General features: G+C 37.9%; 19 protein-coding genes. 6 read left to right on the top strand and 13 right to left on the bottom strand.

Annotation, left to right across the window (positions count from 1 at the left end; genetic code table 11):
* Positions 1-11 precede the first annotated feature (11 nt).
* The 13 genes from CHB68_RS11790 to CHB68_RS11730 all read right to left on the bottom strand — a co-directional run bounded on the left by CHB68_RS11790 (position 12) and on the right by CHB68_RS11730 (position 17,303).
* A complete protein-coding gene (locus CHB68_RS11790) occupies positions 12-3,005 on the bottom strand; it encodes a SusC/RagA family TonB-linked outer membrane protein (RefSeq protein ID WP_089261073.1) in 2,994 nt (997 codons plus the stop codon).
* Positions 3,006-3,454: 449 nt separating this feature from the next.
* On the bottom strand, positions 3,455-4,414 hold the full coding sequence (locus CHB68_RS11785) for a fumarylacetoacetate hydrolase family protein (protein WP_089261072.1): 960 nt from the start codon (positions 4,412-4,414) through the stop codon (positions 3,455-3,457).
* A 10-nt stretch (positions 4,415-4,424) separates the two neighbouring features.
* Positions 4,425-5,564 carry an FAD-dependent monooxygenase gene (locus CHB68_RS11780; RefSeq protein WP_089261071.1) on the bottom strand — a complete coding sequence of 380 codons (1,140 nt, stop codon included), beginning with the start codon at positions 5,562-5,564 and terminating at the stop codon, positions 4,425-4,427.
* A gap of 34 nt (positions 5,565-5,598) precedes the next feature.
* Positions 5,599-6,687, bottom strand: a complete 1,089-nt coding sequence (locus CHB68_RS11775; protein WP_218822501.1) for an alpha/beta hydrolase family protein — start codon at positions 6,685-6,687, stop codon at positions 5,599-5,601.
* Between the two features lie 75 nt (positions 6,688-6,762).
* A complete protein-coding gene (locus tag CHB68_RS11770; RefSeq protein ID WP_089261069.1) occupies positions 6,763-7,755 on the bottom strand; it encodes a VOC family protein in 993 nt (330 codons plus the stop codon).
* Between the two features lie 262 nt (positions 7,756-8,017).
* Positions 8,018-8,650 carry an O-methyltransferase gene (locus tag CHB68_RS11765; protein ID WP_089261068.1) on the bottom strand — a complete coding sequence of 211 codons (633 nt, stop codon included), beginning with the start codon at positions 8,648-8,650 and terminating at the stop codon, positions 8,018-8,020.
* Positions 8,651-8,656: 6 nt separating this feature from the next.
* Entirely contained in the window at positions 8,657-8,953 is a 297-nt protein-coding gene (locus CHB68_RS11760; protein ID WP_089261270.1) for a DUF3861 domain-containing protein, read from the bottom strand.
* A gap of 13 nt (positions 8,954-8,966) precedes the next feature.
* Positions 8,967-9,452: a cupin domain-containing protein gene (locus CHB68_RS11755; protein ID WP_089261067.1), complete on the bottom strand. Its 486-nt coding sequence runs from the start codon at positions 9,450-9,452 to the stop codon at positions 8,967-8,969.
* Positions 9,453-10,664 (bottom strand): MFS transporter, encoded by a 1,212-nt coding sequence (locus tag CHB68_RS11750; protein ID WP_089261066.1) that lies wholly within the window; start codon positions 10,662-10,664, stop codon positions 9,453-9,455. It lies immediately after the preceding gene.
* A gap of 12 nt (positions 10,665-10,676) precedes the next feature.
* Positions 10,677-12,302 (bottom strand): arylsulfatase, encoded by a 1,626-nt coding sequence (locus tag CHB68_RS11745; RefSeq protein WP_089261065.1) that lies wholly within the window; start codon positions 12,300-12,302, stop codon positions 10,677-10,679.
* A 145-nt stretch (positions 12,303-12,447) separates the two neighbouring features.
* Positions 12,448-15,321, bottom strand: coding sequence for a TonB-dependent receptor domain-containing protein (locus CHB68_RS11740; RefSeq protein WP_089261064.1), 2,874 nt, complete (start codon positions 15,319-15,321; stop codon positions 12,448-12,450).
* 290 nt (positions 15,322-15,611) lie between these two features.
* Positions 15,612-16,517, bottom strand: coding sequence for a helix-turn-helix domain-containing protein (locus CHB68_RS11735; RefSeq protein WP_089261063.1), 906 nt, complete (start codon positions 16,515-16,517; stop codon positions 15,612-15,614).
* A gap of 27 nt (positions 16,518-16,544) precedes the next feature.
* Entirely contained in the window at positions 16,545-17,303 is a 759-nt protein-coding gene (locus CHB68_RS11730) for a cyclase family protein (protein WP_089261062.1), read from the bottom strand.
* A 218-nt stretch (positions 17,304-17,521) separates the two neighbouring features.
* Between CHB68_RS11730 and CHB68_RS11725 the strand changes: the two genes are divergently transcribed.
* The 6 genes from CHB68_RS11725 to CHB68_RS11700 all read left to right on the top strand — a co-directional run bounded on the left by CHB68_RS11725 (position 17,522) and on the right by CHB68_RS11700 (position 24,322).
* On the top strand, positions 17,522-18,583 hold the full coding sequence (locus CHB68_RS11725) for an aromatic ring-hydroxylating dioxygenase subunit alpha (protein ID WP_218822500.1): 1,062 nt from the start codon (positions 17,522-17,524) through the stop codon (positions 18,581-18,583).
* Positions 18,583-19,560 carry a PDR/VanB family oxidoreductase gene (locus tag CHB68_RS11720; protein WP_089261061.1) on the top strand — a complete coding sequence of 326 codons (978 nt, stop codon included), beginning with the start codon at positions 18,583-18,585 and terminating at the stop codon, positions 19,558-19,560. The genes CHB68_RS11725 and CHB68_RS11720 overlap by 1 nt, the downstream gene beginning before the upstream one ends.
* Before the next feature lie 24 nt (positions 19,561-19,584).
* On the top strand, positions 19,585-20,883 hold the full coding sequence (locus tag CHB68_RS11715; RefSeq protein ID WP_089261060.1) for an MFS transporter: 1,299 nt from the start codon (positions 19,585-19,587) through the stop codon (positions 20,881-20,883).
* A 41-nt stretch (positions 20,884-20,924) separates the two neighbouring features.
* Positions 20,925-21,518 carry a protein-methionine-sulfoxide reductase heme-binding subunit MsrQ gene (locus CHB68_RS11710; protein ID WP_089261059.1) on the top strand — a complete coding sequence of 198 codons (594 nt, stop codon included), beginning with the start codon at positions 20,925-20,927 and terminating at the stop codon, positions 21,516-21,518.
* 375 nt (positions 21,519-21,893) lie between these two features.
* The gene (locus CHB68_RS11705; RefSeq protein ID WP_317043822.1) at positions 21,894-22,988 is read left to right on the top strand and encodes a serine hydrolase domain-containing protein; all 1,095 of its coding nucleotides are present in this window, start codon (positions 21,894-21,896) and stop codon (positions 22,986-22,988) included.
* A gap of 47 nt (positions 22,989-23,035) precedes the next feature.
* On the top strand, positions 23,036-24,322 hold the full coding sequence (locus tag CHB68_RS11700; protein WP_089261058.1) for a DUF3089 domain-containing protein: 1,287 nt from the start codon (positions 23,036-23,038) through the stop codon (positions 24,320-24,322).

The following is a 24,322-nucleotide window of genomic DNA, read 5'->3' as shown; positions in this document are numbered from 1 at the left end:
AGTCGTTTAGTTTAGAATGTAAAATTGATACCTAGGGAAAAAGTTGTAATAGATGGGTACTTGTCCCGTTCATCATTACCGGGAGCCAATCCTTCCCTATTCACTTCGGGGTCAATACCCTTGTAGTCCGTGATGGTGGCCAAGTTCAGTCCAGAAGCATAGATCCGGAAGGTTTCTGCAAATTTAATGGCATCTTTCGGTAAAGTGTACCCTAGGGTAATGTTATCTATTTTAAGAAAATCTCCATCCTCTACATAATAGCTTACAAAACGCTGTACATCTTGTAGTTCTGTCTTGCCATAGACAAGATCATAAGCAGAATCCAAGGTATTGTAACTAACGGTTGGGTTTTCATAGAACATACGCGAAAAGTTGAGAATTTGATAATCCAGGGCACCCCTTAAGTTTACCATCAAATCCCAATTCTTGTAGCTAAGGGTATTGTTCCAGCTATAGTAGGCTTTTGGTAATCCGTTTCCTAAAACTTGTCGGTCGTCCGTAGTAGCTTCCGTTGCAGGAACCAAGGACCCGTCCGGTCGTTCAATGATCCAAATGCCGTCATTTGTTATGTCCACACTTTTAAGGCCAAAGAAATTACCTATAGGTTGCCCTTCCTGAACCCTATGGGTACTTATTTGTATAGGCTCACCGGTATATCCTTGATCAAAGAAATCGTTGGTCAATTGAAAGGCGTCATTGGAAAGTGAAACAATTTCGTTGGTATTGGTTGAATAGGTCAGGTTTGCCGTCCAATTAAAATTTTCCGTTTGTACCGGAGTAACGTTCAACAAGAATTCAAGCCCCGTGTTTTTAATCTCTGCAACGTTGGCCGCTATGGTTCCAAAAAAGTATGGAGGTGTTGGCACGCTATAATTGAACAAGGCATCTTTAGTGGTTCTGTTATAGTAATCGATAGATCCGTTTATACGACCGTCAAGGATGCCAAAATCAAGACCAACGTTGAACTCTTCTTTCTTTTCCCATCTCAAATCTGGGTTTGCGTTACGTGATGGCACCAACTCCCTTACCCATTGCCCATTGTTTAAAAAGTAAGATCCGTAGGTCAGGCCACTCAATGCTTGATAATTGGCACCGGCATTAATACCCGTTACCCCAAAACCAGTTCTTAATTTTAGATTTGATAACCAGTCCCAATCTTCTGCAAAGGATTCTTGATCTATACGCCAACCCAATGAAATACCCGGAAAATTACCCCATTTGTTATCCTCGCCAAAGCGAGACGAACCTTCACGCCGTATACTTGCCATTAGAAGATAACGGTCATCATAGTTATAGGTTACCCTAGAAAAGAATGCGATCAACTTATCCGAGTTTTTGTAGCTCCCCATGCCAGCTTCTCCCAATTGCAAACCTTGTCCACTTCCTAGATTGTTATATGTAAATCCATCTGTAGGGAAACGACGATTGGTGGCATAGAAACCTTCATTGGTATTGTCCTCATAATTATAACCCACCAAACCGGTTACTTTATGTTTTCCAAATGTATTGTCATAATCTAAAGTAAATTGGCCGTAGTTGCCCACATAGTCATCCGTACCTCTAGACGCATATCCTTCTTGTCCGTTCTTTGTAGTGGAAACATGGTTTTTGGTCTGATAAAACCCGCGAATGTTAGACTCACCTTTACGGGTATATAACCCTTTAAGGGTAACATGATCGCCAAAATCATAGCTTAATGAAAAATCAAGCCTAGTATTCCTTAGTTTGTTTTCCCCAATTGTTTCTTCAATGTAACCTACAGGGTTATCATAGAAATATACATCCCTTTCGTACCAATTGCCATCCACGTCCCGTACCGGTTCCGTAGGGTTTCTAATAACGGCTTGTCTATAGATGTAAGGGTTAAAGCTAGTGCCGTCTCCTAAGGCATTGTACATTTGTTCACTTAATATAATACCCACATTGGCCTTTAATCGGTTATCGAACATGGCATGGTTACCACTTACCCTTGCCGTATATTTTTCGCTATTGGATTTAAGAAAAATACCTTCTAGGTCACGATAGTTTAAGGATGCGGTCATATTAGAAGTTGCATTACCGCCCCTAAAGATGAGGTTGTGTACTTGACTATAGGCATCTCGTGTTATTTCATCTACCCAATCTGTATTGGAGCCAAAATCCTCCAAATTTGCCCCGTTGAATGTGTAACCTTCGTCAAATTTCTGCCGTAGTTCGTCCGCATTTAAAAAGTTCAACCTATTTGCTATGCTGGAGATAGACATGTAACCATTGTATTCTATGGTAGACTTCATGTCATTGCTTCCTTTTTTCGTTGTAATTATAATTACCCCATTGGTACCACGGGTTCCGTAAATGGCCGTTGCGGAACCATCTTTTAACACATCTATGGAAGCAATATCTTCCGGTGCCACTGTATTCAGGCTTCCGGGAACGCCGTCAACCAATACTAAAGGATTTGTGCCCCCTAGAATAGAGGAAGTACCCCTTAAGCTAATCTGTGTTCCTTCTGTTGGATCTCCAGAAGGGGCAGATACGGATAAGCCGGCTACCTTACCCTGTATAAGTTGTGCGGCATCCTTAACATTGCCCTGTACAAAATCTTCTGATTTGACCGTAGCGACGGAGCTGGTTACATCTGCACGTTTTTGTGTTCCATAGCCTATTACTACAACCTCAGAAAGTTGTTCCAAATCTTCTTGTAGTACTACGTTAACGGTAGATGAATTTGCAGGGATTTCGGTAGTTTTAAAACCCAAATATGAAAAAACCAACATGGCATCTGCTTTTGTGGTGGTCATCGTATAATTTCCATCAAAATCAGATACCACACCGTTTGTGGTGTTTTTTTCCATAACGGTAGCCCCGGAGATCGGTATACCTTGCTGGTCCGTGATAGTTCCGGAAACTTCCTGCTGTGCAAGGGCTACCTGAACAATCAAAAAGCAAAGGCTGGATAACAGTGTTCTTTTTGTGAGACAATTTGGTCCCCAAAGAATTTTTGGTAGTAATTTGATCATCTTCATAATACGTTGTTGTTTGGATTGTTTGTTGTAAAATGTGTTATGTTTTAACGTAAGAATTACGAAAAGTTTATTAAACGTATATTTTACACTTGTAAACTTAAATATTTAATCAACTGTACTTTTTTAGATAATTATCCTGTTTTTATACTATATTACCCATATTAGGCATTTAACAGATTTGGAAAGGATAAAATGAATCATTTTATTAATAAAATAGATGAAGAAGTAATATTGGATTTGTAACGAAAACCCGGAATTAGAGAAGTAAAGTGTTTTAGTAGGTGGCTTATAATAGCAATCTTGTTCAATTTTTATTATCTACAAGTTATTAGATAATCTTTGCGTTGATGCTAGGGTAATATAATCTAAAGCAAAAGCCTGTAAACTTATGTTTACAGGCTTTTTATAAAATTATGTGTAATGGAGAAGACAAAACTAGTCCTTGCAGTTTAAACTACGGAATTCTTTAATACTCCAATACCTTCAATTTCTAATTCAACAACATCTCCGGGTTGTAGAGGTCTGTGAACTGAAAAGTTATTTTCTATTAAACTTCCCCAACCTACAGTACCACTGCCTAATATATCACCAGGCATAAGATTTACACTGTTTTCAGAAGCACGCTCTATCATTTGTGGAAAAGTCCAATGAACGGTTTTATAATTACCCTCACACATAGTTTCTCCATTAATGCGCGCAGTCATTTTTAAGTCAAATCGCCCATTTGTGGTTAAAGGCATTGCTAAATGTTCCGGATGGGTATCCCTGGAAATAGTGCAACGATATTTTTCGAACTCGTCTTTGGTTACAATACAAGGGCCAATTGCATTGGCAAAATCCTTTCCTTTATGCGGTCCTAGTGGCACGGTCATCTCTTGTCTTTGTATTGCCCTCGCGGTCCAATCATTAAATACTGTATAACCAAAAATATGGTCATCTGCATTTTCGGCTTTAATATCCGCGCCTTTTTTACCCATGACGACGGCCATTTCTAGTTCAATGTCAAATTTGGTTTCTTTCTCAGGTCTCTTTATCTCATCTTCTGGGCCATAAATGGCTTGGTGATTGGTGAAATAGAAAATAGGAATGTTATACCATTCTGGACTAACGGTATGTCCGAAAGAATTGGATGCATTCAACATATGCTGTTCAAAGGCAACATAGTCTCTAAAGCTTCTCGGGTTGGGTAGTGGCGCTAATAATTTTATTTCCTCTAAATTATAGTGTGGGTCAATTTCCTCTAGATTATTATCCTTTATTATGTTGAAATAGCTTTCATGGTCATCTATAAAACTAAGCATATCATTAGGAAGGCGGTCATCTGCCTTTTGCATACCGACAACGCCATCTGCTTTTAACCATCCGGTCTGTATAGACCCTTCTTTATTTTGGAATGTTACTAATTTCATTTGTGTTTTATTAAAATGGAGCCATTAAAGTACCTACTGCTTGGCCTATTACTTTACCTAAATTAGCTCCTTCTGGTAACGGTTTTCCTTCAAATTCCATTAGCTCCCATTTGGCCAATGTCTCAGAAGCATTTACAATGGCCATACAACGGTCGTACCGTCTTTTCATAAAGGCTCTAAAAGCTTCGTCAACTGTAGAAGCTTTTTCTAATTCTTCTGCTAAAACAACCCCATCTTCAAGAGCCAAAGCGGCACCTGAACCTAGTTGTGGTACAGTTGCATGTGCACCATCGCCTATAACAATCGCCCTATTTTTAAACCAAGGGTCTGGTAAGTGGCTTGCTTCGATTGGGCGATAATTTACCAGGTTTGGATCTGTAATCTGTTCTCTTGCATCTTGGGCAATTTTAACCGGGAACTCAGCTAAATAATCTTTCAACATAGGTATATAGGCCGATTTTTCTATCCAAGGATTGTCGGCACCTTCTGCCGATACCAAGAACATATACATTGTTTCATCACACATTGGAATAAAACCGATTTTACTTCGCTTACCATAATACATATAAGCAGTATCTAAGTCCTCATGCTTTTTAAACGCATATCTCCAAACCGAAACACCCATATAACGAGGTTTAAATTCACCAAAAATTAAAGCACGCATATCAGAGTTTATTCCATCCGATGCTATTAAAATATCATAGGTACCTTGGGTATTGTCTGTAAAGGTTACCGTTACATCATTTTCATTGTTATCTATTTTTGTAACTGTAGTTCCCATTTTGTAAATCACTCCGATTTTTATGGCCTCTTCATACATGATTTCATGAAGTGTTCTACGAGAAATACCATTATGGCTAGGATATTTCTCTACAGGAGGTGCACCGGCAAGTCCTAAAAAATGCCCACCTGCAGTGAACATTTTCAACTGTCCGTATGGGTAGCCTTCTTCCATGGTCTTATCAGCAAGACCAATTCTATCTAATGCTCTAAGGGCATTAGATTGTTGGATAATACCAACTCCATATACATTAAATGCATCCAAGCGTTCTGCAATTTCAACCTCTACACCTTTTTTTGCCAATGCTATCGCTACAGATTGACCTCCTATTCCTCCACCAACTACAAGTACCTTTTTAACTGCTGACATATTGTGAATTTTATGAATTAAACAAAAATGAACGTTAGGCGTGAATTTTCTCTGCAATCCAATCGAACATGTCTAGAGCAGGCATAAAATTATCTACTTGACAATGTTGAGAACCACTTTCTCCTTCAGGTACGATTTTCATTTTGTGTTCGCATGTTAAATGTTTTTCTAATGTAATTGCATGCTCCACAAAATTCTGTTTATCACCACCGCCATGCATTATAAATGTTGGTATAGATATTTTTTCGGCTACGCCGTTCTCCAAGGTATATCCTTCCAATTTTTTAAGAACATCTTCATAACTATCAACACCCATAATATGTTGAACGATTTCTGCTAAAGGATGTTTACCACTTCTACCGGCCCAAACGGAATAGTAAGACCAAACAGCTCCAAATATCATGCATACTTTAAAACGAGGTTCAAAAGCTGCACAACGTGCGGCCATGTATCCTCCCATGGATACCCCTGCAATACCTACGCTAGTGGTATCAACTTCATCTTTCAGGTTTTCTAAAACCCAATCCAAAACTGCGGTACCAGCAACATTATAATCATGTCTAGAGTGAATATGGTTTAACCGTAAAGCGGCTCCTTGGCCTGGACCGTCCATAGCTAACAAGGCAACACCCCTTTCCATTAAGTGGTCACCAATTCCAAAATAAAGTTCTTCGGCCAAACTATCCAATCCGCCAAACATCACCATTACTGGTGGATTTTTCACGCCTTTTGGCTTAAATAGATATCCCGGTAAAAAGGAACCTTCAAAAGGAACTTCTACCTGAATTGGTTTTTCTTCAAAATATTTGGTCGCCTTTATAAAAGCCTCTCTTGCTTTAAGGTAAGTTGGTATTTTTCGATCATCTTGTAGATTCATGAAAAATTCCGCCGTGCGTAAATAATTGAATGCTCTTAAATAGGTTCTTCTAGCAGATACAAAAGCATTTTTGTTTTCATAATCTTCTGCCCAACCATAAACCTCATTTCCTTTATTTAGCCAAGCTATATTAAAGGTTTCTCTATTATCTGGGTCAATATTACCCGCTGCTTCTAATATTTCTGCAAACTCGCCACCACCATAATGTGCTTGGGTCAATGCTCTATTAACTTGATAAGAAGGCATGTATTTGCCTGGAAAAAAATGCCACATAATACGTGTGTGTTTTAAAAATTGTTATCTCTACTTAAATAAAGTAGCTTAAATATCTACAGGTTTCACTGTACCATCATCAGATAGTCCAAGTTTTTTACCTTTTGCCATTTCTGCAAACGGATTTACAGAACCCCATGCATCATTTGGATTATCTTTTAAATAATGAACGTCTAAATGATCTGGTGCAAAAACTAATCTTGCACAAGCATAGTATTCAAATAAGATTCCACTTCCTGGGTCAACAATGTAGATAAAGAAACCTTCATCTGCTTTGTGTCTTGTTGGTGCCCCCATAACACTTTTGTAACCCTTTTCTATGAAATAGTCCAAAGCTAAAAGTACTTCTTCACGGCTGTCAACGTTCCAGCAAATATGGTTTAAAACTGCTTGGTTAGGTTCTATATTCGGGTCTGTAAATATGGCTATGTCATGAGATAGGTTCGCAAGGGTATGTAAACCTCCAATTGGAGGTATTTCATCTGAAATACGAATCTCATCCGGATTTTTAAACCCTAAAGCTTTCCAAAATGCTTTTTCAGCAGGGTAAGCGCCTTTAGATACCATATATGTTACGTGGTCAAATCTTCTTGGATTTGCCCCTTGTAGTCGGTTGCTGGAATAACGGTCTGCATACACGCTACCACGTTCCCCTTCTTCGCGAAGCCATTGCACATCCCAAAAAACTTCATGCATATGACCTTCAGGAGATTGAAATTTAAAAGCTTTACCATGGCCTTGGTCACCATCATACCAACCTCTACCGGCACCAATACTTTCCAAATATTCAACGGCTTCTTCTAAAGCCTCTGGGCTATCCGCTCTCCACCCAATATGTCCAAGTCCAGACTTGTCGCTTTGTGTCAATTTTAAGGTATGATGAAAATAATCTCCCCAAGCTCTTAAATAAACAGAACCTTCTTCTCTTCCTGTAATATCCATTCCAACAATATCACCAAAAAAATGTACCGATTTTTCAAGGTCCTTGGTTAAGACCTCAACATGGGCCATTTGCGAAAAATAATGTGGGTTTTTTGCCATTTCTATAATTTTTTTTATTCTTTCTTTAATATTACAAATTTACTTTATACTCACTCAAATTCTGAATCATTAAGAGGGATGTACTATTCTAAATCAATTATTTTTATATTTATTACAAGGTTTATTTGGTTTAAATCATTCATTTTAAGCTAAAATCTACTTAAGATTAAAAGGTGACTGATTTAGTGTTTAGACCAATTTTACATATTAGGTCTCAATTACACTGAACTATTACCAATTATCTGCTTTTCGTTATTAAAACCTATTTTATTTGTTCGTATTGACTCAATTCCATTCCACTTCCAATAGGCAATAATACCGAAGTGAAAACTCCTGTATTACGTATTCGGTTTTGATAGCGTTTTGTTTCTTCAATTGATTGCGGCGGGAATATCATATTATCTGCAATTACCCAAGCCTTATTTTTTAATTTAGGATAAAACAACTCAAAGCAAGGCAGGTATAATTCTTTCCAAACATCTACTAAAACAAAATCAAAAGACTCTTTTGCCTCTTTCATAAGCGCTAAAGCATCACCCACTCTAAAATCAACATATTCCGAAAGACCCGCTTCATTCAATTTATGTTTAGCGTATGTTACTTTGCTTTCATCAGCCTCTAACGTAATTACAAGGCCGTCATTTTCTCTTGCGGCCTCTGCCAACCATAGGGTAGAATAGCCGTAAGATGTTCCTATTTCTAATATTGTTTTCGATTTAGCAGATTTTAATAAGGTATTCATAAAAACGGCAGCATCTTCACCTACCGATAACAAAAACTCATCTCGCCGTTTCATACCTTCAACAACAGGCAAAGACTTCATAATCTCATCCTCTGACTGCATGCGCTCATCATAAGCCGCTAAAACTTGAAGAAATTTCGAATCCTTTTTCATGTATACTTATTCCGCTGATTTTAATTTTTTCATCATAGCACCAAAAGCTGGTCTAAAGTCTTCAAATAGTGGATTGTCTTTATTCCTTAACATTACCTCGCTAAATAGTTTTAAGCCGATAGCAAATTCAATCGAATCTTGTTCCGTTTTAAATCGATTTCGCTTTTTCATGCGTTCAATAATCTCGAAAATATTGTCATGATTTCCGAACTCTAATTCTATAGGCTCATAAATGGTGTCATTTGGCCTAAGTAGTTCTAAAAGCTCAAGTTTCAGTTTGTATTTATTTGCCTTTTTTTCCATAATATCAATATTGCTATTCCATAACTTCAGGTAAACATTTGCCATCAACTTTAAAAGGTTTTGCCTCTATTAAGACAAAAAGTATTCTACAAATATTTGTAATACTAGGGTTTCTCCATTTATGAATTGTACCACGTTGCACTATAATTTCTTGTGGACCTACCGTTTTAATTATTTGGTCGTCTAATTCTAGTTCAATGGTACCGCTCAATACAATACCATAATCTATACTATTACTACGATGCATAGGTGAGCTTGCACCCGGTAACATGTCAACAATTCGTATTACCGAACCTCCATTTAGTGTTGTACCCACATCGTTAAACCTACCATCGGTTTCATCATTACAGTCTGCAGGTACAGTTAACGTACTCCAAATGGTGGCCATTGCTGCATCACCGCTTGTTATGATTAAAGGCTCAATAGAATTATCCGAACTAAAAATAGCTTTGCCATTTTTGGTATGACCAGTAACAATTCTACGAATTGAGTTTTTCATTTACCCCACAGCATTTTCTGTAAATACCTTTCCTTTTGTTTCTTCTAATTTGGATAAGAAAAATAAGGCTAGAACAGCCAATACAGCAGCAACCCATAAAAAGGCTGATTCATGAACAATATCAGAAAGTGCGCCTGAAATAGCAGGAACAATAACCCCACCTATAATTTCGGCGACTGCAGTTACAAAGCCAATAGCTTTTGCCTTTAAATGATTTGGAACGGCTTCAGAAGGTACAATTGCAGCAACCAAGGGTATGGCGCCTACCATAGCATAACTAAAAAACATAGCGGGTAAATGTATGTCAGATCCGTTTAGGTAATATACCGCAAAAGGGTAAAAAATGCCCAAAATTACTGCGATATACAATGCTTTTTTTCTTCCTATTTTATCTGAAATTCCAGGGAAAAACAAGGAGGATATTAGCATTGCTACCCCTAATAGCCCCATTGTCTTTTGCATATCATTGGCGGCCATACCTTGTACATCTGTAAAGTATTTGGTAATAAAAGGAATGGTCGCAAACCACCAGCCAAATACACAACATGCCAATGCCGTACCCCATTTAATGTTTTTATATGCCCAAATTTCTTTGAGGGCAAATCCCGTATCCTTTTTGGCTCCCCTACTTTCAGTAGTCGATTTTTTTAAATAGAAAACTGCAATGAGCCCTAGTAATAGACCCGGCACACCTGCTACATAAAAAGCAGTACGCCAACCCATATTTTCAGCTATCTGAATAAGAATTACAGGGGCTAGAATAGAACCAAATAATGCACCGCCAACGGCTTGTAATATGCCTACATTAAGACCAAGTCTGCTTGGTGTAGATTCTCGTTCCACAAAAACTTGTGCTAATGGAATTACCGGACCTTCTGCTAAACCCATTATTAACCGGGCAACAAATAAAGTACCAAAACCAATAGCCATACCTGAACCAAATGAACATACCGAAAAAATAACGATGGCAATTAGAAAGGTGATTTTGTTCTTGTTTTTGGACTCTGACCAAGCCGTGGTATAATAACTGGAAAATGCCCAAGCCAAGGATAAAATTCCTGCTAAGAGCCCTATTTGTGTATTATTTAAATTAAGGTCTTTGGCTACGAATGGTACTAAATAATTTAGCGCTAATCGGTCAAAAAATAGTACTCCAAAGGTCAAGGCCATTAGTGTAACTATTCCATTTTCATAAGAGAATATTTTTTTCATTGCTACAATTATTTAATGTGGAGATTTTCTAAACTGTGTTTTTTTACCCATCTCATCTGACCATTCGATAACTCCATTTGTATTTGCCCAAACGTTATAAATCGAATCCATTTTAGCAATGATTTCTGGTTTGGAAGCAGCAATATCATTAGATTCTGTCCTATCGGTAGAAAGGTCATACAGTTCCCACTCTTTTTGGTACTGATGAACACCCTTTAAATCTCCCAGCCAAACTGCACGGTCTCCAAACCATTCAAAACAAATGGGTTGTTCCCTGTTCCAATCTTCACCTTGTAATAAGGGCAGAAAACTTTCACCAGCTAGGGCGTTAGCTTTAATGCCATTGTAGGTTTCAGGATATTCAATACCGGCGATATCTAATAAAGTGGGCATGATATCTACCACGTGGCTACCACCCTTCATTACCTTTCCCGTTTCTTTTTGATTTGGATAACGTATAATAAACGGTGTTGCTAGGCCCCCTTCATAAGGAGATGATTTATAACTTCTTAATGGACTGTTAGATACCTGTGCCCATTTTTTGGAATACGATTCCATTGAACCCGCGGTACCCACAGGGCCTTCATTTCGTTTAACCGTAAAAGGCATTTTACCAACATCCATATTTTCAGCGCCATTGTCAGATAGAAAAACAACTACCGTATTATCCAATTGACCAGTTGTACCTAAATAATTCAGTAGTTTTCCTATATTTTGATCCAAATTGTCTACCATAGCCGCATAAACTTCCATTTTCAAAGTCCATTCGCTTTTTTCTTCTGCGGTTAAGCTATCCCAAGGTGGTAATAATTCATCTTTAAAGAGATTCCAGTCTTCATTAGCAAGTCCTAGTTTTTTGATGTTCTCAAAACGGAGTTTACGTAGTTCATCCCAACCTGCGTCATATTTTCCTTTATACTTGGCAATATCTTCCGGTTTTGCATGTAAAGGCCAATGCGGAGAATTATAGGCCATATAAAGTAGAAATGGTTTTTCTGCTGAATTGTTCTTTACAAAATTAATGGCTCTTGTAGTGAGTTCATCGGTTAAGTAAAAATCTTCCTTTTCTATAGTATAAACCTCATTACCTTCATATAAGAAAGCTGTTGATGGTGGACCTTTTAGCAAAGGCTTAGTATCAAAATAACTGGCGCCACCATCCAAAAACCCAAAGAAATTATCAAAACCACGCTGCAGTGGCCAATGTGGTCTCTCATTACCTACATGCCATTTACCGGCCATATAGGTGGAATAGCCACCTTCTTTAAATACCTCGCCCAGGGTCAAAGATTCTTTATTAATATAACCTTCATAACCTTTTACCCCAAAATCTTCATTAAAGAAGCCCATACCTGCTTTGTGCGGATATTGTCCAGTAAGTAAACTAGTACGTGAAGGAGCGCAGATGGTATTGGTGTAAAAGCGCGTTAACCGTGTTCCTTCAGAGGCAAGACGATCAAGACTTGGCGTATTTATTTCTGATCCATAGTTTCCCAAATCAGAAAAGCCCATATCATCTGCCAAGATTAAAACGATGTTCGGTTTTTTTTCTGGCTGGGGATCCTCTTTTTTGTTTATAGCGGCGTCTTTGCAACTAAGACAGAAAAGGGTAAAAACTCCTAAAATCAGTATTCTCATAAAACAATTTTTAAAATTATAAAGCGCTCATTTTTAGTTAGTAAAATATAAAATGGGGTTTGTCTTTTGAAAGAAACTAAGGATATAGAATTTGAAATTCAATATCCTTAGCGTAAAACACTTATTCAATAAACAAAAACAAAAATTAGAATCTATAAGTGGCCGTTAAGAAATAAGCTCTTGGCATGCTTCCTTGGGTCGAAAAAATAGCATTAGGATTATTGGCGATAAAATCTGGTGGAAAACCATCTCTGTTTAGTGCGGCAGGGAAACCTCCAGGTCCTTGCCATCCTAAAATTCCGTACTTATCCAAAACGTTGTTAATGTTCAATTGCAAACCGAATTTTTTGGAAAAATCGTAACCGAAGGCTAAATCTACACTACCGAATGCTGGTAATAGAAATGAATTGGGTACGTTGGCCTGTCTTGCTCCCATATAACTATAGTTTAAAGAGCCATAGAATTTTTCACCGTTGTAAATTGGGTTAATATTGAATATTACGTTTGCACTGTTATCTGCTTCATTGCCCGAGTAGTCAATAATGGTATCGTCTGCCGGCCCATCTCTTCCTTCATCCCAAGTCGTGTATTTGTCGGCTTTAGCATATTGAATTACCGCATTACTTCTTACCATCCATTTATCGGTTAAATTAATGGTTGTTTCTAACTCAAATCCAAGAGTTGTATACTCGGCAAATTGAAAAGGAGGTGAATATCTAGTACCATCTTCGTTTGAAAAGGTTTGAATATTAGGCACATTATTAAGATTGCTGTAAAAAGGTGTTGCTACCAATTGTAGTTTCTCGGTATTTACTTTATAGCCTATTTCAACTTGAGTTATTTCTTCCAATAATGCTGGTGTATTTTCTACCAATGCATCGTCATTTAAATCAAGGTAGAAGAAAGTTGACGGTGCTTTGTTGCCGCGAGCATATCTGGCATAAATTGCTTGCTGGTCACTGAATTTATAGTTAAGACCTGCGGTGTAAGAAAAGCTATTTAATTTATAATCGTAATTAACGGGGGCACCTGCGGTACCACCACCATTGTCCCAAAGCGTAAGCGGATTTCCATCAAGCCCACCAAAAGATGGATCATTTTGTCGTGGATTTGGAACACCGATAGAATTAAAACCTTCAGAGGTTACATCTTCATATCGCATACCATAATCCAATGTAAGTTTTTCCGTAATCTTCCAATTATGACCAAAGAAAAGCGCAAAAATACCCTGTGTGGTTTGGCCATCATCAGAACCTGTCCACCCAACATTCATAAAGCCTTCTGGACTAGTAACCTCATACGTTTGACCATTGTCCGCATCTAATGTAATTTGTGCAGGAACCGGTTGGTTTTGAATTAGACCACCACTTAGACCCATACCTTTGCTCCAGTTGGTAATATCTAATTTAGAGCGGCTATAAAAACTACCTAAATTAAAACTACTTTTCTCTGTTTTTTTAGTAAACACCAATTGATTGGCAATTTCATTTCTGTCAATATCTTGATAGAACAATGGCATGAACAACAGTGAATTTGGTTGAATGTTAGATCCTGGAAAATTATTGTTAGGTCCTGGCGTAAGAATTGCTGGAGGTCCTGGGACGGCATTTGGACCTACATTCGGCGCTAAATTAACAGTACCAAATTCCTGTCCTGTTCTTGGATCTGCAAAACGATATGTTCCTGTTCTGGCAGGATTTGGACCTGCGAACAAACCAGGTATCGCATAAAAGAGAAAACTGGTAGTGCTTATTGGCGTAACCACTGCTGTAGCGTTTCTTTCATCATCTTTTCTTGAATATTTAAAATCGTTCTTTAAAGAAAAACCATTGCCCAGATCCTGTTTCCAATTAAAACCAACAGAACGGTCTATGTTGTGTAATAAATCCGTAGAATTAATGGTTCTTGAACCCGTCTCATTAAAAGGCACTTCCATTGAAAAGTCATATAAAGCATAAGAATCGTATTTAGAAAAGCCATCTGCAATTTGCGGGTCTTCCCAATTGGTAGATGGTATAAACGCCATTCTATCATTCTTATCATTTAGATATTTTAAGTTCAATTGAAAGAATCCTGTTTTATATTTTTTTATCAAGTTAGCTCTTAACTGACCACCTTTGTTTACAGGATATCCACGATCTCTTGCACCGTCCGACTGGCGGAAGAAACCTCCAACATTATAAGTCCAACCATTACTCATTGGTCCGCCAATATTAAAGTCAGCCCTATAATATGGGTTTTTTCCATTGCCTTCAAGACCATACTTAGCACGTACTTCACCAGCAAATTCATTACCTCCTGTTTTGGATACGTAATTAAAAATACCACCTGGAGCATTTGCGCCCAAAATAGATGCGGTACCACCTCTAACGGCTTCTACTCTTGCCGTCATGGCATCAGCTCTCAAAAATAGATCTGGAAATAATTCCACATTTGTAACCGGTAGACCATCCTCTTGTAAGGATACATATCTATACCCATTAATATTATCAATTGAGTTTGCCGAAAGTCCTCTTGAATAAACAGAGTTCCAAATTTCTCCCCGTGCTTGGTTTACAAATACCCCCGGTATATTTTTCAATAAATCCGCTGAACTTGTAGGTGCAACTCTTGCCAATTGTTTGGCGCCAATAGTTGTAATCGCCACAGATGCATCCATACGACTACGTGAATCAAAAACACCGGTTACAATAACATCATCTAATTGTGTGGCATCTTCGGTTAACGTAACGGACAATGGTTGGGATTGAGGTACGGATACCGTAATTTTTTGTCTTGAAAATCCAACGTAGGAAACAATTAATTGATATTCTCCAGAATCCAAACCACTAAGGGTAAATTTTCCGTCAAAATCTGTCATTGTGCCATTTTTTGTGCCTTCAATCAAAACAGAGGCGCCGGGTAAAACGGCACCAGCTTCGTCCTGTACTTGACCAGAAATTTCACCCGTTTGTGCTTGGGTAAAACCAATCAATAAGAATCCTAAACAAGTTAAAAGTAGTCTAGCGTGATTTTTCATTTGAGTTAGTTTAAGTTGGATAAAAAATGATATTTATCATTTTAATATTTAAATTTTATTAATATATCAAAAATGATGTCTCCAAATTTCCAATATAATAACGGTAATTGTGAATCAAAAAAAGAACTATACTATTCAAAATCAATTCTTTTTGATGTTTTTTTAATTTAGGGTTTGATTAAACACAATCCAATTAGATATAATTTTTCTACAAAATCATTTAGCAGAATCAATACCGGAAAGTGGCAAAATGTAAAATGGGAATACAGAGTAATTTGAAATGGAATACACTAGTTGGTTTGTGCGTATTCTTTTGGTGAAAGGCCGGTTTGTTTTTTAAAAAAACGGGCAAAATTACTTGGGGTCTGATTACAAAGTTTCACGGCGATTTCCGAGATGTTAAGTTCAGAATGTTTGATCAAAGTTTTTGCTTCTAAGATGAGCATTTCTTTAAGAAGATCCTGTGCGGTTTTATCAATTGCGGTTTTAACACATTTATTAAGGTAGTTTGGTGTAACGTTCAACAAATCTGCATAGTCGGTTATATTTTGATAATCATAAATATGTTTTGCAAGGGCATGTTTGTACCGTTTTGTAATTTCAAAATTAGATTTTCTATTTTTTGTTCTTACCTCTGGCATTTCAGATTTCAGTTCCTCGAAAATGGTCATAAGGTATAAGGAAATTAAGTTTTTACTAGAACTCTCTCCTCTATATATAGTAAATAATCGCTCTAAAATAGTGGCAATAATTTCCTGTGTTCTTGTATTTAATTGGACGATAGGATTAGACTGGTATTGAAAAAACACAAAGCGTTCGGTCAAAATTCCTTTTGGGAATATATCAAGGATACGTTCATGAAAATGGCAGTAAAAACCTTGGGCATCTTCACTGATCATATCATGCTCCGTAATTTGGTATGCGGGTAAAAAGAAAATAGCAGGAGCCTTAATTTCATAACTATTTAAACCCTTACTTCTTCTAGAGGTTCCTTTGGTTAAAAAAAAGAAATCGTGAAAAGTTTTACGATGCGGTAGTACATGAAAACGTTTCTTGTCACTTATATCATCAATCCTATTGATATGGAAATCATCATGTCTTGTGTTGGATATTATGGGCAACCAATCAATAGAATGCATATGAAAATTAGATATTTCATATGAACTTAACGTTGGTATGTTCTTTTCGTTTCCCATTAATACTAAACAAATAAATACTACAGATTAATTATCTAAAATAGCAACAGCTCTGGTCCATCCTGCGCTGGCTTTTTCAATTTTTGCCGGAAAACAGGCCACTTTAAATCCAAAAGGGGGAAGTTTATCCAAGTTAGCCAATTTTTCTATTTGGCAGTATTCTTTTTCAATACCCACGTAGTGTGCTTGCCAAATGATCCCTGGTCTAGGATTAGATCTGTAATCCTTAGCTTGTAGGTGTAGAGGAATGTCCCAACTCCATCCATCTGTACCCATAACCTTTATACCTTGGTCTATTAGCCAATGGGTTGCTTTTGCAGAAGCACCAACATGCCTGCTGGTAAAATCTTCTTCATGTAAATGTTTGGAAGCATCACAACGAATTAAAACAATATCGTAAGGTTTTAAGGTGTATTTAATGGCGGCTAATTTCTCTTTTAAATCGTTTGGTTCAAACATATAACCGGCGGGCTTATCCGTAAAGTCCAACACAACTCCATCTCTAAAAAACCAATCCAGGGGCATTTCATCAATTGTTCTTGATGGTTCGCCATTACAGGTTGGGTAATAATGGTAGGGAGCATCAACATGAGTCCCCGCATGACTATTTACCGTTAAAAATTCTCCGGCAGGGCCATTTCCATCCGGGAATACATTACCTAAACCGTCGAATAAAATCTTACCCATGGTTTTGGCCCCTTCTTTGTGGTCTTCATAATTAATGGCGGTAGGGAAAGGCTCTTTTACTTTGTCTGAAATGGTTACGGATAAGTCAATTATCTTCATATTCTATTGGTGATAATACATTTTTAGTATGAGCTTTATAAATAAATCCTATTTTTTGGAGGATACTTTTGTAAAGTTGATAAAAAGAATTAATAAAATTGAATCATTTGTACGCTAAATATATTCAATATCAATCCTTTATTGTGAAATTTATTAAAAATGTGTCAAATTGTATTCTAAATCATAAGGTTTAGCTGATAATCCTATAAAATAACATCATGTCTACACATACTTTTACCATGAACGAATCTTTCCCCATGAACGCTTGGTATGCGGTTGCTTGGGATGTGGAACTGAAGCATAAATTATTGCCTCGAACTATTTGTAACAAGCCTTTGGTGTTATATCGAAAAAAAGATGGAACGCCAATAGCTTTGGAGGATGCTTGCTGGCATAGGCTTTTGCCCTTGTCCAAAGGTAGTTTAAGGGATGATACGGTTGTTTGTGGCTATCATGGGCTTGAGTATAATAGTGATGGGCGTTGTTCGTATATGCCATCGCAAGAAACCATAAACCCAACGGCATGTGTTCGCTCCTATCCTGTAATTCAGAAATATCGTTTTATTTGGGTATGGATGGGCAACCCGGCATTGGCCGATGAATCAAAAATTCCGGATATGCATTGGAACGATGATCCGGACTGGGCAGGTGACGGACAAATGATCAAAGTGCACTGTAATTACAGGTTGGTGGTTGATAATTTGATGGACCTTACCCACGAAACCTTTGTACATTCAGAAACTATTGGTGACCGTAATGTGGCAGAAGCACCTTTTGATGTGCACTATGATGAGAAAACGGCTACCGTTACGCGTTGGATGAAAGATATACAGCCACCACCGTTTTGGAAAGGGCAATTGAACAAAGTATTTGACCATGATGGTACCGTAGATCGCTGGCAGATCATAAAATTTGAAGCTCCCTGTACCGTAAATATAGATGTTGGCGTAGCCATAGCGAATACGGGCGCTCAAGAAGGTGATAGGTCTAAAGGGGTCAATGGCTACGTATTAAATACCATAACACCATCTACGAACCAGACCTGTCTTTATTTCTGGGCGTTCAGCAGAAATTATAACCTAAAGGACCAAAGTAATACCACCGAACTTAAAAATGGGGTCGCCCATATTTTTTCTCAGGATGAAGATATTTTAGAGGCCCAACAAAAGGCAATCAATGAAAACCCGGATCGTGAATTTTATAATTTGAACATAGATGCCGGGGCCATGTGGGCAAGAAGAATTACGGATAATATGGTCGCAAAAGAAAAGAAGGACTAATGAGATATAGGAATACTTGGGAAGATGCCGTGGTGGGTAAAATGGAAAAAGTTGCGGATAATGTAATGCAAATTCAAATTATCCCTGCAGGTGATACAGCGGCCTTTACAGTGGGATCACATTTAGATATTGCTGTTTTGATCAATGACTTGCCAGAAATCAGGAGTTACTCTTTGGTTGGGCGGTACGGTCCAAATAAACCCTATACCATAGCGGTAAAACGTTTGCCCGCAAGCCGTGGCGGGTCCAAATATATGTGGGGATTAAAAGAAGGTAGCAAGTTGCGCATTTCACAACCCACCAATCATTTTGAACTTGGTTTTAATACGTCAAATTATCTACTTATTGCAGGAGGTATTGGAATTACGCCCATTCTAGGCATGGCAGAAGAGTTGATAGCAAAAACTGACAAGAATGTACGCATGTTGTATTTGGGCAGGTCTGCCCAAGAAATGCCTTATATAGAAGCGTTACAAAAGGTATTAGGGCAACGCTTAATAGTGCATTTTAGCGATATTGATGGTTTTTTTGATACGTCAAAGATTTTAAATCTTTGCGATATTGAAACGCAAGTATACTTATGTGGACCCATTGGCTTAATGAATGCGGTTCGTAAGACATGGGAAAATGGACCTTTCAACAATCAAAATTTACGGTTCGAGACTTTTGGGGCTTCGGGTTTGTTTGCTCCCCAGGCATACACTGTAAAGATACCGAGGTTTAATAGAGAAGTACAGGTAAATGAAAATCAAACCTTATTGTCAGCTTTGCTTGATGCAAAAATTGATGTCATGTATGATTGTAAAAAAGGGGAGTGCGGACTTTGTCAATTAGATATTCTCGATTATTCTGGCGATATTGATCATCGCGATTTCTTTTTCAGCGAAGAAGAAAAAGGTGAAAATAAAAAAATGTGTGCCTGTGTAAGCAGGGTTGCCAATGGTAATATTACCATAGACACTGCTTATAGGGGATAGTTACAACGTCTAATACCTAATAAAATGTCTAAACCAATTGCACTGCAGTTAGATGAGCGTGCCATCTCTACCTTGCAATACGCTACCATATTCGTTTGTTTTTTAATGAACATTTTAGATGGTATGGATGTGCTGGTCATTTCATATTGTGCCCCTGCAATCGCTAAATCTTGGGCCGTTGGTCCAGAAGCCTTAGGTATGGTATTTAGTGCAGGTCTTGCAGGAATGGCATTGGGGGCATTGTTGCTGGCGCCATATGCGGATAAGATTGGCCGAAAAAAAATGATTTTGATAAGTGCCTTTTTAATGGGTACAAGTATATTTTTAACAGGTTACACAGAAACAGTACCGCAATTGATTTTTCTTCGTTTTATTAGTGGTTTGGGCATTGGTAGCATGCTCGCCAGTACCGCATCTTTAACGGCAGAATACACACCAAACAGATCAAAGGACTTTTGGGTGAGTTTTGTATTGTCTGGTTACCCTGTAGGAGCTATAATAGCGGGGTATGTTGCTGCTGCTGTAGTACCATCAAGTGGGTGGCAAATGATGTTTAAAATTGCCGGTTTTGCTTCGTTCATAACCATTCCGTTAATTTTTATATTCCTTTCGGAATCCATTGAATATTATATAAAGAAGCAACCAAAACATGCACTTGGAAAGGTCAACCGAATATTGGCTAAATTAAAAATACCTGAAATTTCGACCTTGCCAGAAAAACCGGCTAAATCGTTGGGAATTCCTGTAAATCAATTGCTTTCTAAAAAATATAAACGGTCTACCATTCAGTTATGGGTAGCCTTATTTTTTGCCTTCGGATGTTTGTATTTTCTCATCAGTTGGATTCCAAAACTGGCTACGAATGCGGGCTTGTCTATGGAACTGGCCATTTACTCGGGTACGGTTTTTAATGTAGGTGCATTTTTCGGTATTGTCATACAAGGGTATATTTCATCTAAAATGGGACTTAAAAAAACCATTGCCCTGTTCTTGGGGATAACAGCTGTTTTAATGGCAATGTTCAGTGTATTTGTGGGGTCAGATTTTATACTGTTAGTCTTTGGCCTACTAGGTTTTACCCTACAAGGTGGTTTTGTTGGGCTGTATGCCGTGGCTGCCCGTATGTATCCTACGGAATTTAGAACTACAGGTGTGGGCTGGGCCATTGGTGCAGGTAGACTGGGAGGTGTATTGGGTCCTGCACTTGGCGGTGTACTCGTAGGTATGGGGCTTTCGATGTCCGCCAATTTTATGATTTTTGCCGTTCCTGCGCTTTTGGCAGGGGTGGTTACCTATTTTATTTCATCAAAGGAAATTTCTTAGAAAAACAGAGCATAAACAAATATTACTCAAAGCGATCAACAATGAACAATTTAAAATCACTTCTTACAGGAAAATATATGCTTTGGCTTCTATTGGCCATACCGGGCGTTATGATGACCTTAGATTACGCAAAAGGACAATTTAAGTATGAAGATATCATGCATATTACCGGAGAATTTGCTGCTCGTATGTTGATTATAAGTCTTATTGCAACGCCAATACGTTTAATGTTCCCTAAAACGAAAGTAGCGCAATGGTTATTAAGAAACAGACGCTTTTTTGGTGTGGCGGCATTTGCCTATACCTTACTCCATACCATTTTTTATGTGCTGGAATTTCCAATTTCTAAAATAGTAAATGAATCAATAGAGCTATCAATACTTACGGGGTGGATTGCCTTTTTTGTGTTTATTCCTTTAGCTATGACGAGCACCAATGCAGCAGTCAAAAGAATGGGGCGCAATTGGAAAAAGTTACAACAATGGGTGTATCTGGCTGCTATTATGGCTTTCGCTCATTGGGCACTTCTTGGGCTACAAGGAGAAGAAGGTAGTATGGCCGGAGCTTTGGCCCATTTTGTACCTGTAATGCTTTTACAGCTGTACCGGATTTATAAGCAGAAGTTTTCAAAGTAATCAGCAAGCTTTTTAGGTTTCTGTCTTTGTTGAATTATGCTTTAATTTTCATGCTGAAATCTGTAAAATTGAACTTCCCAGTTTTGCTAGCCAAGGGGATTACTCTTATCCTTGAAATAAAACTCCAGTGACTGGTAGACCCAATGACTGAATACGCTCTTTGCTGTATTGCATTTACACTGCCCTAAATACCAATTCTGGAACAATAGTTTTAACAATAAATCGTTGTAATACGGTTATAAAAGGCTATTTGCAGTAATTAAACTGAACGTTTTGTGAGATGTGGTGGTTTACATTGGCCATTTTTTAAAAACTACACTTGGCTTTTATTTAATTAAACCTTTAGCGCATAAAGTAGTCAGAAAAATAAAATTAATGATGAATAGATACTTTATACTAGTGGTCTTATTTATTTTGGCAAGTTGTCAATCTGATGATGCCATAGACCCCATTATAGAAGATGATACGGATACACCTAGTGCACCAGATGTTTCCTTGTATTTTCCGTCAACTTCTACCAACGAATGGGAAACGATAGCTCCTAATGAAATAAACTGGGATACGGACAAATTGGAAGAGCTCAGGAATTTTCTGATCGGTGAGAACACAAAATCATTTATGGTATTGCTCAATGGAAGAATTGTAGTTGAGGATTATTACAATGGCCATACGGCTAGCGATACTTGGCAGTGGAACAGCGCGGGCAAAACACTTGTTACCGCTACCGTTGGTATTGCGCAACAAAATAGTTTAATCAATATTGATAATAAGGTTTCTGATTATTTAGGTACCGATTGGACAAGTACAACACCCCAGCAAGAAGATTTGATTACCGTTAAGAACCTGTTGTCTATGACTTCTGGTTTGGACGACGAGCCACAAGTAGTAATCAAAAGAAATTTAACCTATCTGGCCGATGCAGGTACAAGATGGGCCTATGGCAATGTTTTTCAGCGTTTAATGAATGTTGTAGAAGATGCCAGCGGAACGGAATTTGAAACGTATTTCAACAATGAGTTAGGCGATAGAATAGGAATGAACGGCTTTTGGAACAATGGTCTAATCTACCGCATTTATAATAGTGATACCAGGAGCATGGCTAAATTTGGATTATTGGCTTCACAAAATGGAAATTGGGACGGAACGCAAATCGTTGATGAGAACTTCTTTATTGAAAGCAAAACAACTTCGCAAAATATCAATCCCTCGTACGGCTATCTCTGGTGGCTAAATGGAAAAAATAAATACATGCTACCAGCAAGTCAAACGGAATATGACGGAACCCTTGTACCCAATGCTCCCAATGACATGGTTGCCGCTATGGGAAAAGATGAACAGCGCATCTATATTGTACCTAGTAGCAATCTGGTAATTCTAAGAATGGGTGAGGCTACGGTATCGGGTGATAATTTTGCCCTATCGTCTTTTGACAATATGTTTTGGGAAAAATTCAATGAAGTTATTAAGTAATAAATACAGCCATTAACTGCTGTTCCTAAGTTTAGAATGCAATACCAATGAAAAGTGAACTTAAAGTTTCAAAAGGGATTTCATTCTTAGAAAATCTTTTATTCAACCCTAGTATGAAGTTTAAAATGTTCTTTTGGCTTTGTTGCGCAATACTACTAATCAGTTGCTCAAAAGAAGGGGATGCTGTCATTTCTGAAAATGAACAGCAATTGGAAATTCCGCTATCAAGTGTGGACTACGGTTCTATGGATAATTGGTATTTTCATCCTGATCAACCATTAAATTTTCTGAAAACCTATGATTTGGATATTGCTGTCATTGATGAAAATTTAAACATTAGTTCTACCGTTGAGGTTAGCAATAATGCCGCTATAAATACAGGTATTGATGTATTTTGGGTACATCCTACCCATCTTATAAATCCGCCTACATCCCCAGGTACGGTAGCAATTGAAAATCAGGATACCAATTTTATCGGGCTATCCATTTTGGCCCAGGGAGCATTATTGGCAAAGTATGGCCGTTTTTACGCACCAAAATATAGGCAAGCCACACCTGCATCGTTCTTAAGCGCTTTTTATACGGAAGAAGAAAGGGCTGCAGCTTTATTGGAAACCTATTCCGACATTAAGGCATCTTTTCAAAATTATTTGGACAACCATAATAATGGAAATAAAATTATTCTTGCCGGGCACTCTCAAGGGTCATTTCTTTTGGCAATGTTAGTGAGAGACCTCTTTGATACGAATCCGGAATTACGGGAAAAACTAGTAACGGCTGCCCTAGGAGGAATGGGCTATGTTTATGCGCTCGATAATTCCACCTTAGGGGGTTGGTGGCAAAACATAGGTCTTTGTAAGACTACGAGTGAGTGTGGGTGTATTCATTACTGGAGAAGTTATGAAAATGATGAGACCATACCGGAGCCTGAAACAACCTTCCCGTCATACAGCGAGACTTTGGTAAATAGTGGATTGGTATATCGCACAACGGATGAAAACAAGGACACGTTTTATCAGGACAATCTAATTTTTGACTCCCAGAGTAGTCCATTGCGCTATATAACACCAGGTGTTCCATATAGTTTTAGTAATGGGGCAAATTTTATAGCCTTTGACAATATGTACACAGCTCGTTTTAAAAGAGCATCTAGTCAAAGAACAGGTTTGGCCGTTGATTACATTGCAAACGAATCTGACCAACGACCAAACGAACTAGAAAATTTAGAAAGTCCTATAATATTTTCGGACGGAGATTATCACGTTAAAGATTATCATATTTATATCTGGGCATTAATGCAGCAAATAGATGTAAAGATTACGAATTGCCCCTAA

The sequence above is a fragment of the Maribacter sedimenticola genome (genome assembly GCF_900188415.1).
Lineage (GTDB): Bacteria > Bacteroidota > Bacteroidia > Flavobacteriales > Flavobacteriaceae > Maribacter > Maribacter sedimenticola.
Note: the sequence above shows the minus strand (reverse complement) of the source record. Positions and strands in the feature narration are given on the sequence as shown.

Coding starts and splice junctions, on each gene's coding strand:
- CHB68_RS11790 (WP_089261073.1), bottom strand. CDS start 3,005: ATGAAGATGATCAAATTACTACCAAAAATTCTTTGGGGACCAAATTGT.
- CHB68_RS11785 (WP_089261072.1), bottom strand. CDS start 4,414: ATGAAATTAGTAACATTCCAAAATAAAGAAGGGTCTATACAGACCGGA.
- CHB68_RS11780 (WP_089261071.1), bottom strand. CDS start 5,564: ATGTCAGCAGTTAAAAAGGTACTTGTAGTTGGTGGAGGAATAGGAGGT.
- CHB68_RS11775 (WP_218822501.1), bottom strand. CDS start 6,687: ATGCCTTCTTATCAAGTTAATAGAGCATTGACCCAAGCACATTATGGT.
- CHB68_RS11770 (WP_089261069.1), bottom strand. CDS start 7,755: ATGGCAAAAAACCCACATTATTTTTCGCAAATGGCCCATGTTGAGGTC.
- CHB68_RS11765 (WP_089261068.1), bottom strand. CDS start 8,650: ATGAAAAAGGATTCGAAATTTCTTCAAGTTTTAGCGGCTTATGATGAG.
- CHB68_RS11760 (WP_089261270.1), bottom strand. CDS start 8,953: ATGGAAAAAAAGGCAAATAAATACAAACTGAAACTTGAGCTTTTAGAA.
- CHB68_RS11755 (WP_089261067.1), bottom strand. CDS start 9,452: ATGAAAAACTCAATTCGTAGAATTGTTACTGGTCATACCAAAAATGGC.
- CHB68_RS11750 (WP_089261066.1), bottom strand. CDS start 10,664: ATGAAAAAAATATTCTCTTATGAAAATGGAATAGTTACACTAATGGCC.
- CHB68_RS11745 (WP_089261065.1), bottom strand. CDS start 12,302: ATGAGAATACTGATTTTAGGAGTTTTTACCCTTTTCTGTCTTAGTTGC.
- CHB68_RS11740 (WP_089261064.1), bottom strand. CDS start 15,321: ATGAAAAATCACGCTAGACTACTTTTAACTTGTTTAGGATTCTTATTG.
- CHB68_RS11735 (WP_089261063.1), bottom strand. CDS start 16,517: ATGGGAAACGAAAAGAACATACCAACGTTAAGTTCATATGAAATATCT.
- CHB68_RS11730 (WP_089261062.1), bottom strand. CDS start 17,303: ATGAAGATAATTGACTTATCCGTAACCATTTCAGACAAAGTAAAAGAG.
- CHB68_RS11725 (WP_218822500.1), top strand. CDS start 17,522: ATGTCTACACATACTTTTACCATGAACGAATCTTTCCCCATGAACGCT.
- CHB68_RS11720 (WP_089261061.1), top strand. CDS start 18,583: ATGAGATATAGGAATACTTGGGAAGATGCCGTGGTGGGTAAAATGGAA.
- CHB68_RS11715 (WP_089261060.1), top strand. CDS start 19,585: ATGTCTAAACCAATTGCACTGCAGTTAGATGAGCGTGCCATCTCTACC.
- CHB68_RS11710 (WP_089261059.1), top strand. CDS start 20,925: ATGAACAATTTAAAATCACTTCTTACAGGAAAATATATGCTTTGGCTT.
- CHB68_RS11705 (WP_317043822.1), top strand. CDS start 21,894: ATGATGAATAGATACTTTATACTAGTGGTCTTATTTATTTTGGCAAGT.
- CHB68_RS11700 (WP_089261058.1), top strand. CDS start 23,036: ATGAAAAGTGAACTTAAAGTTTCAAAAGGGATTTCATTCTTAGAAAAT.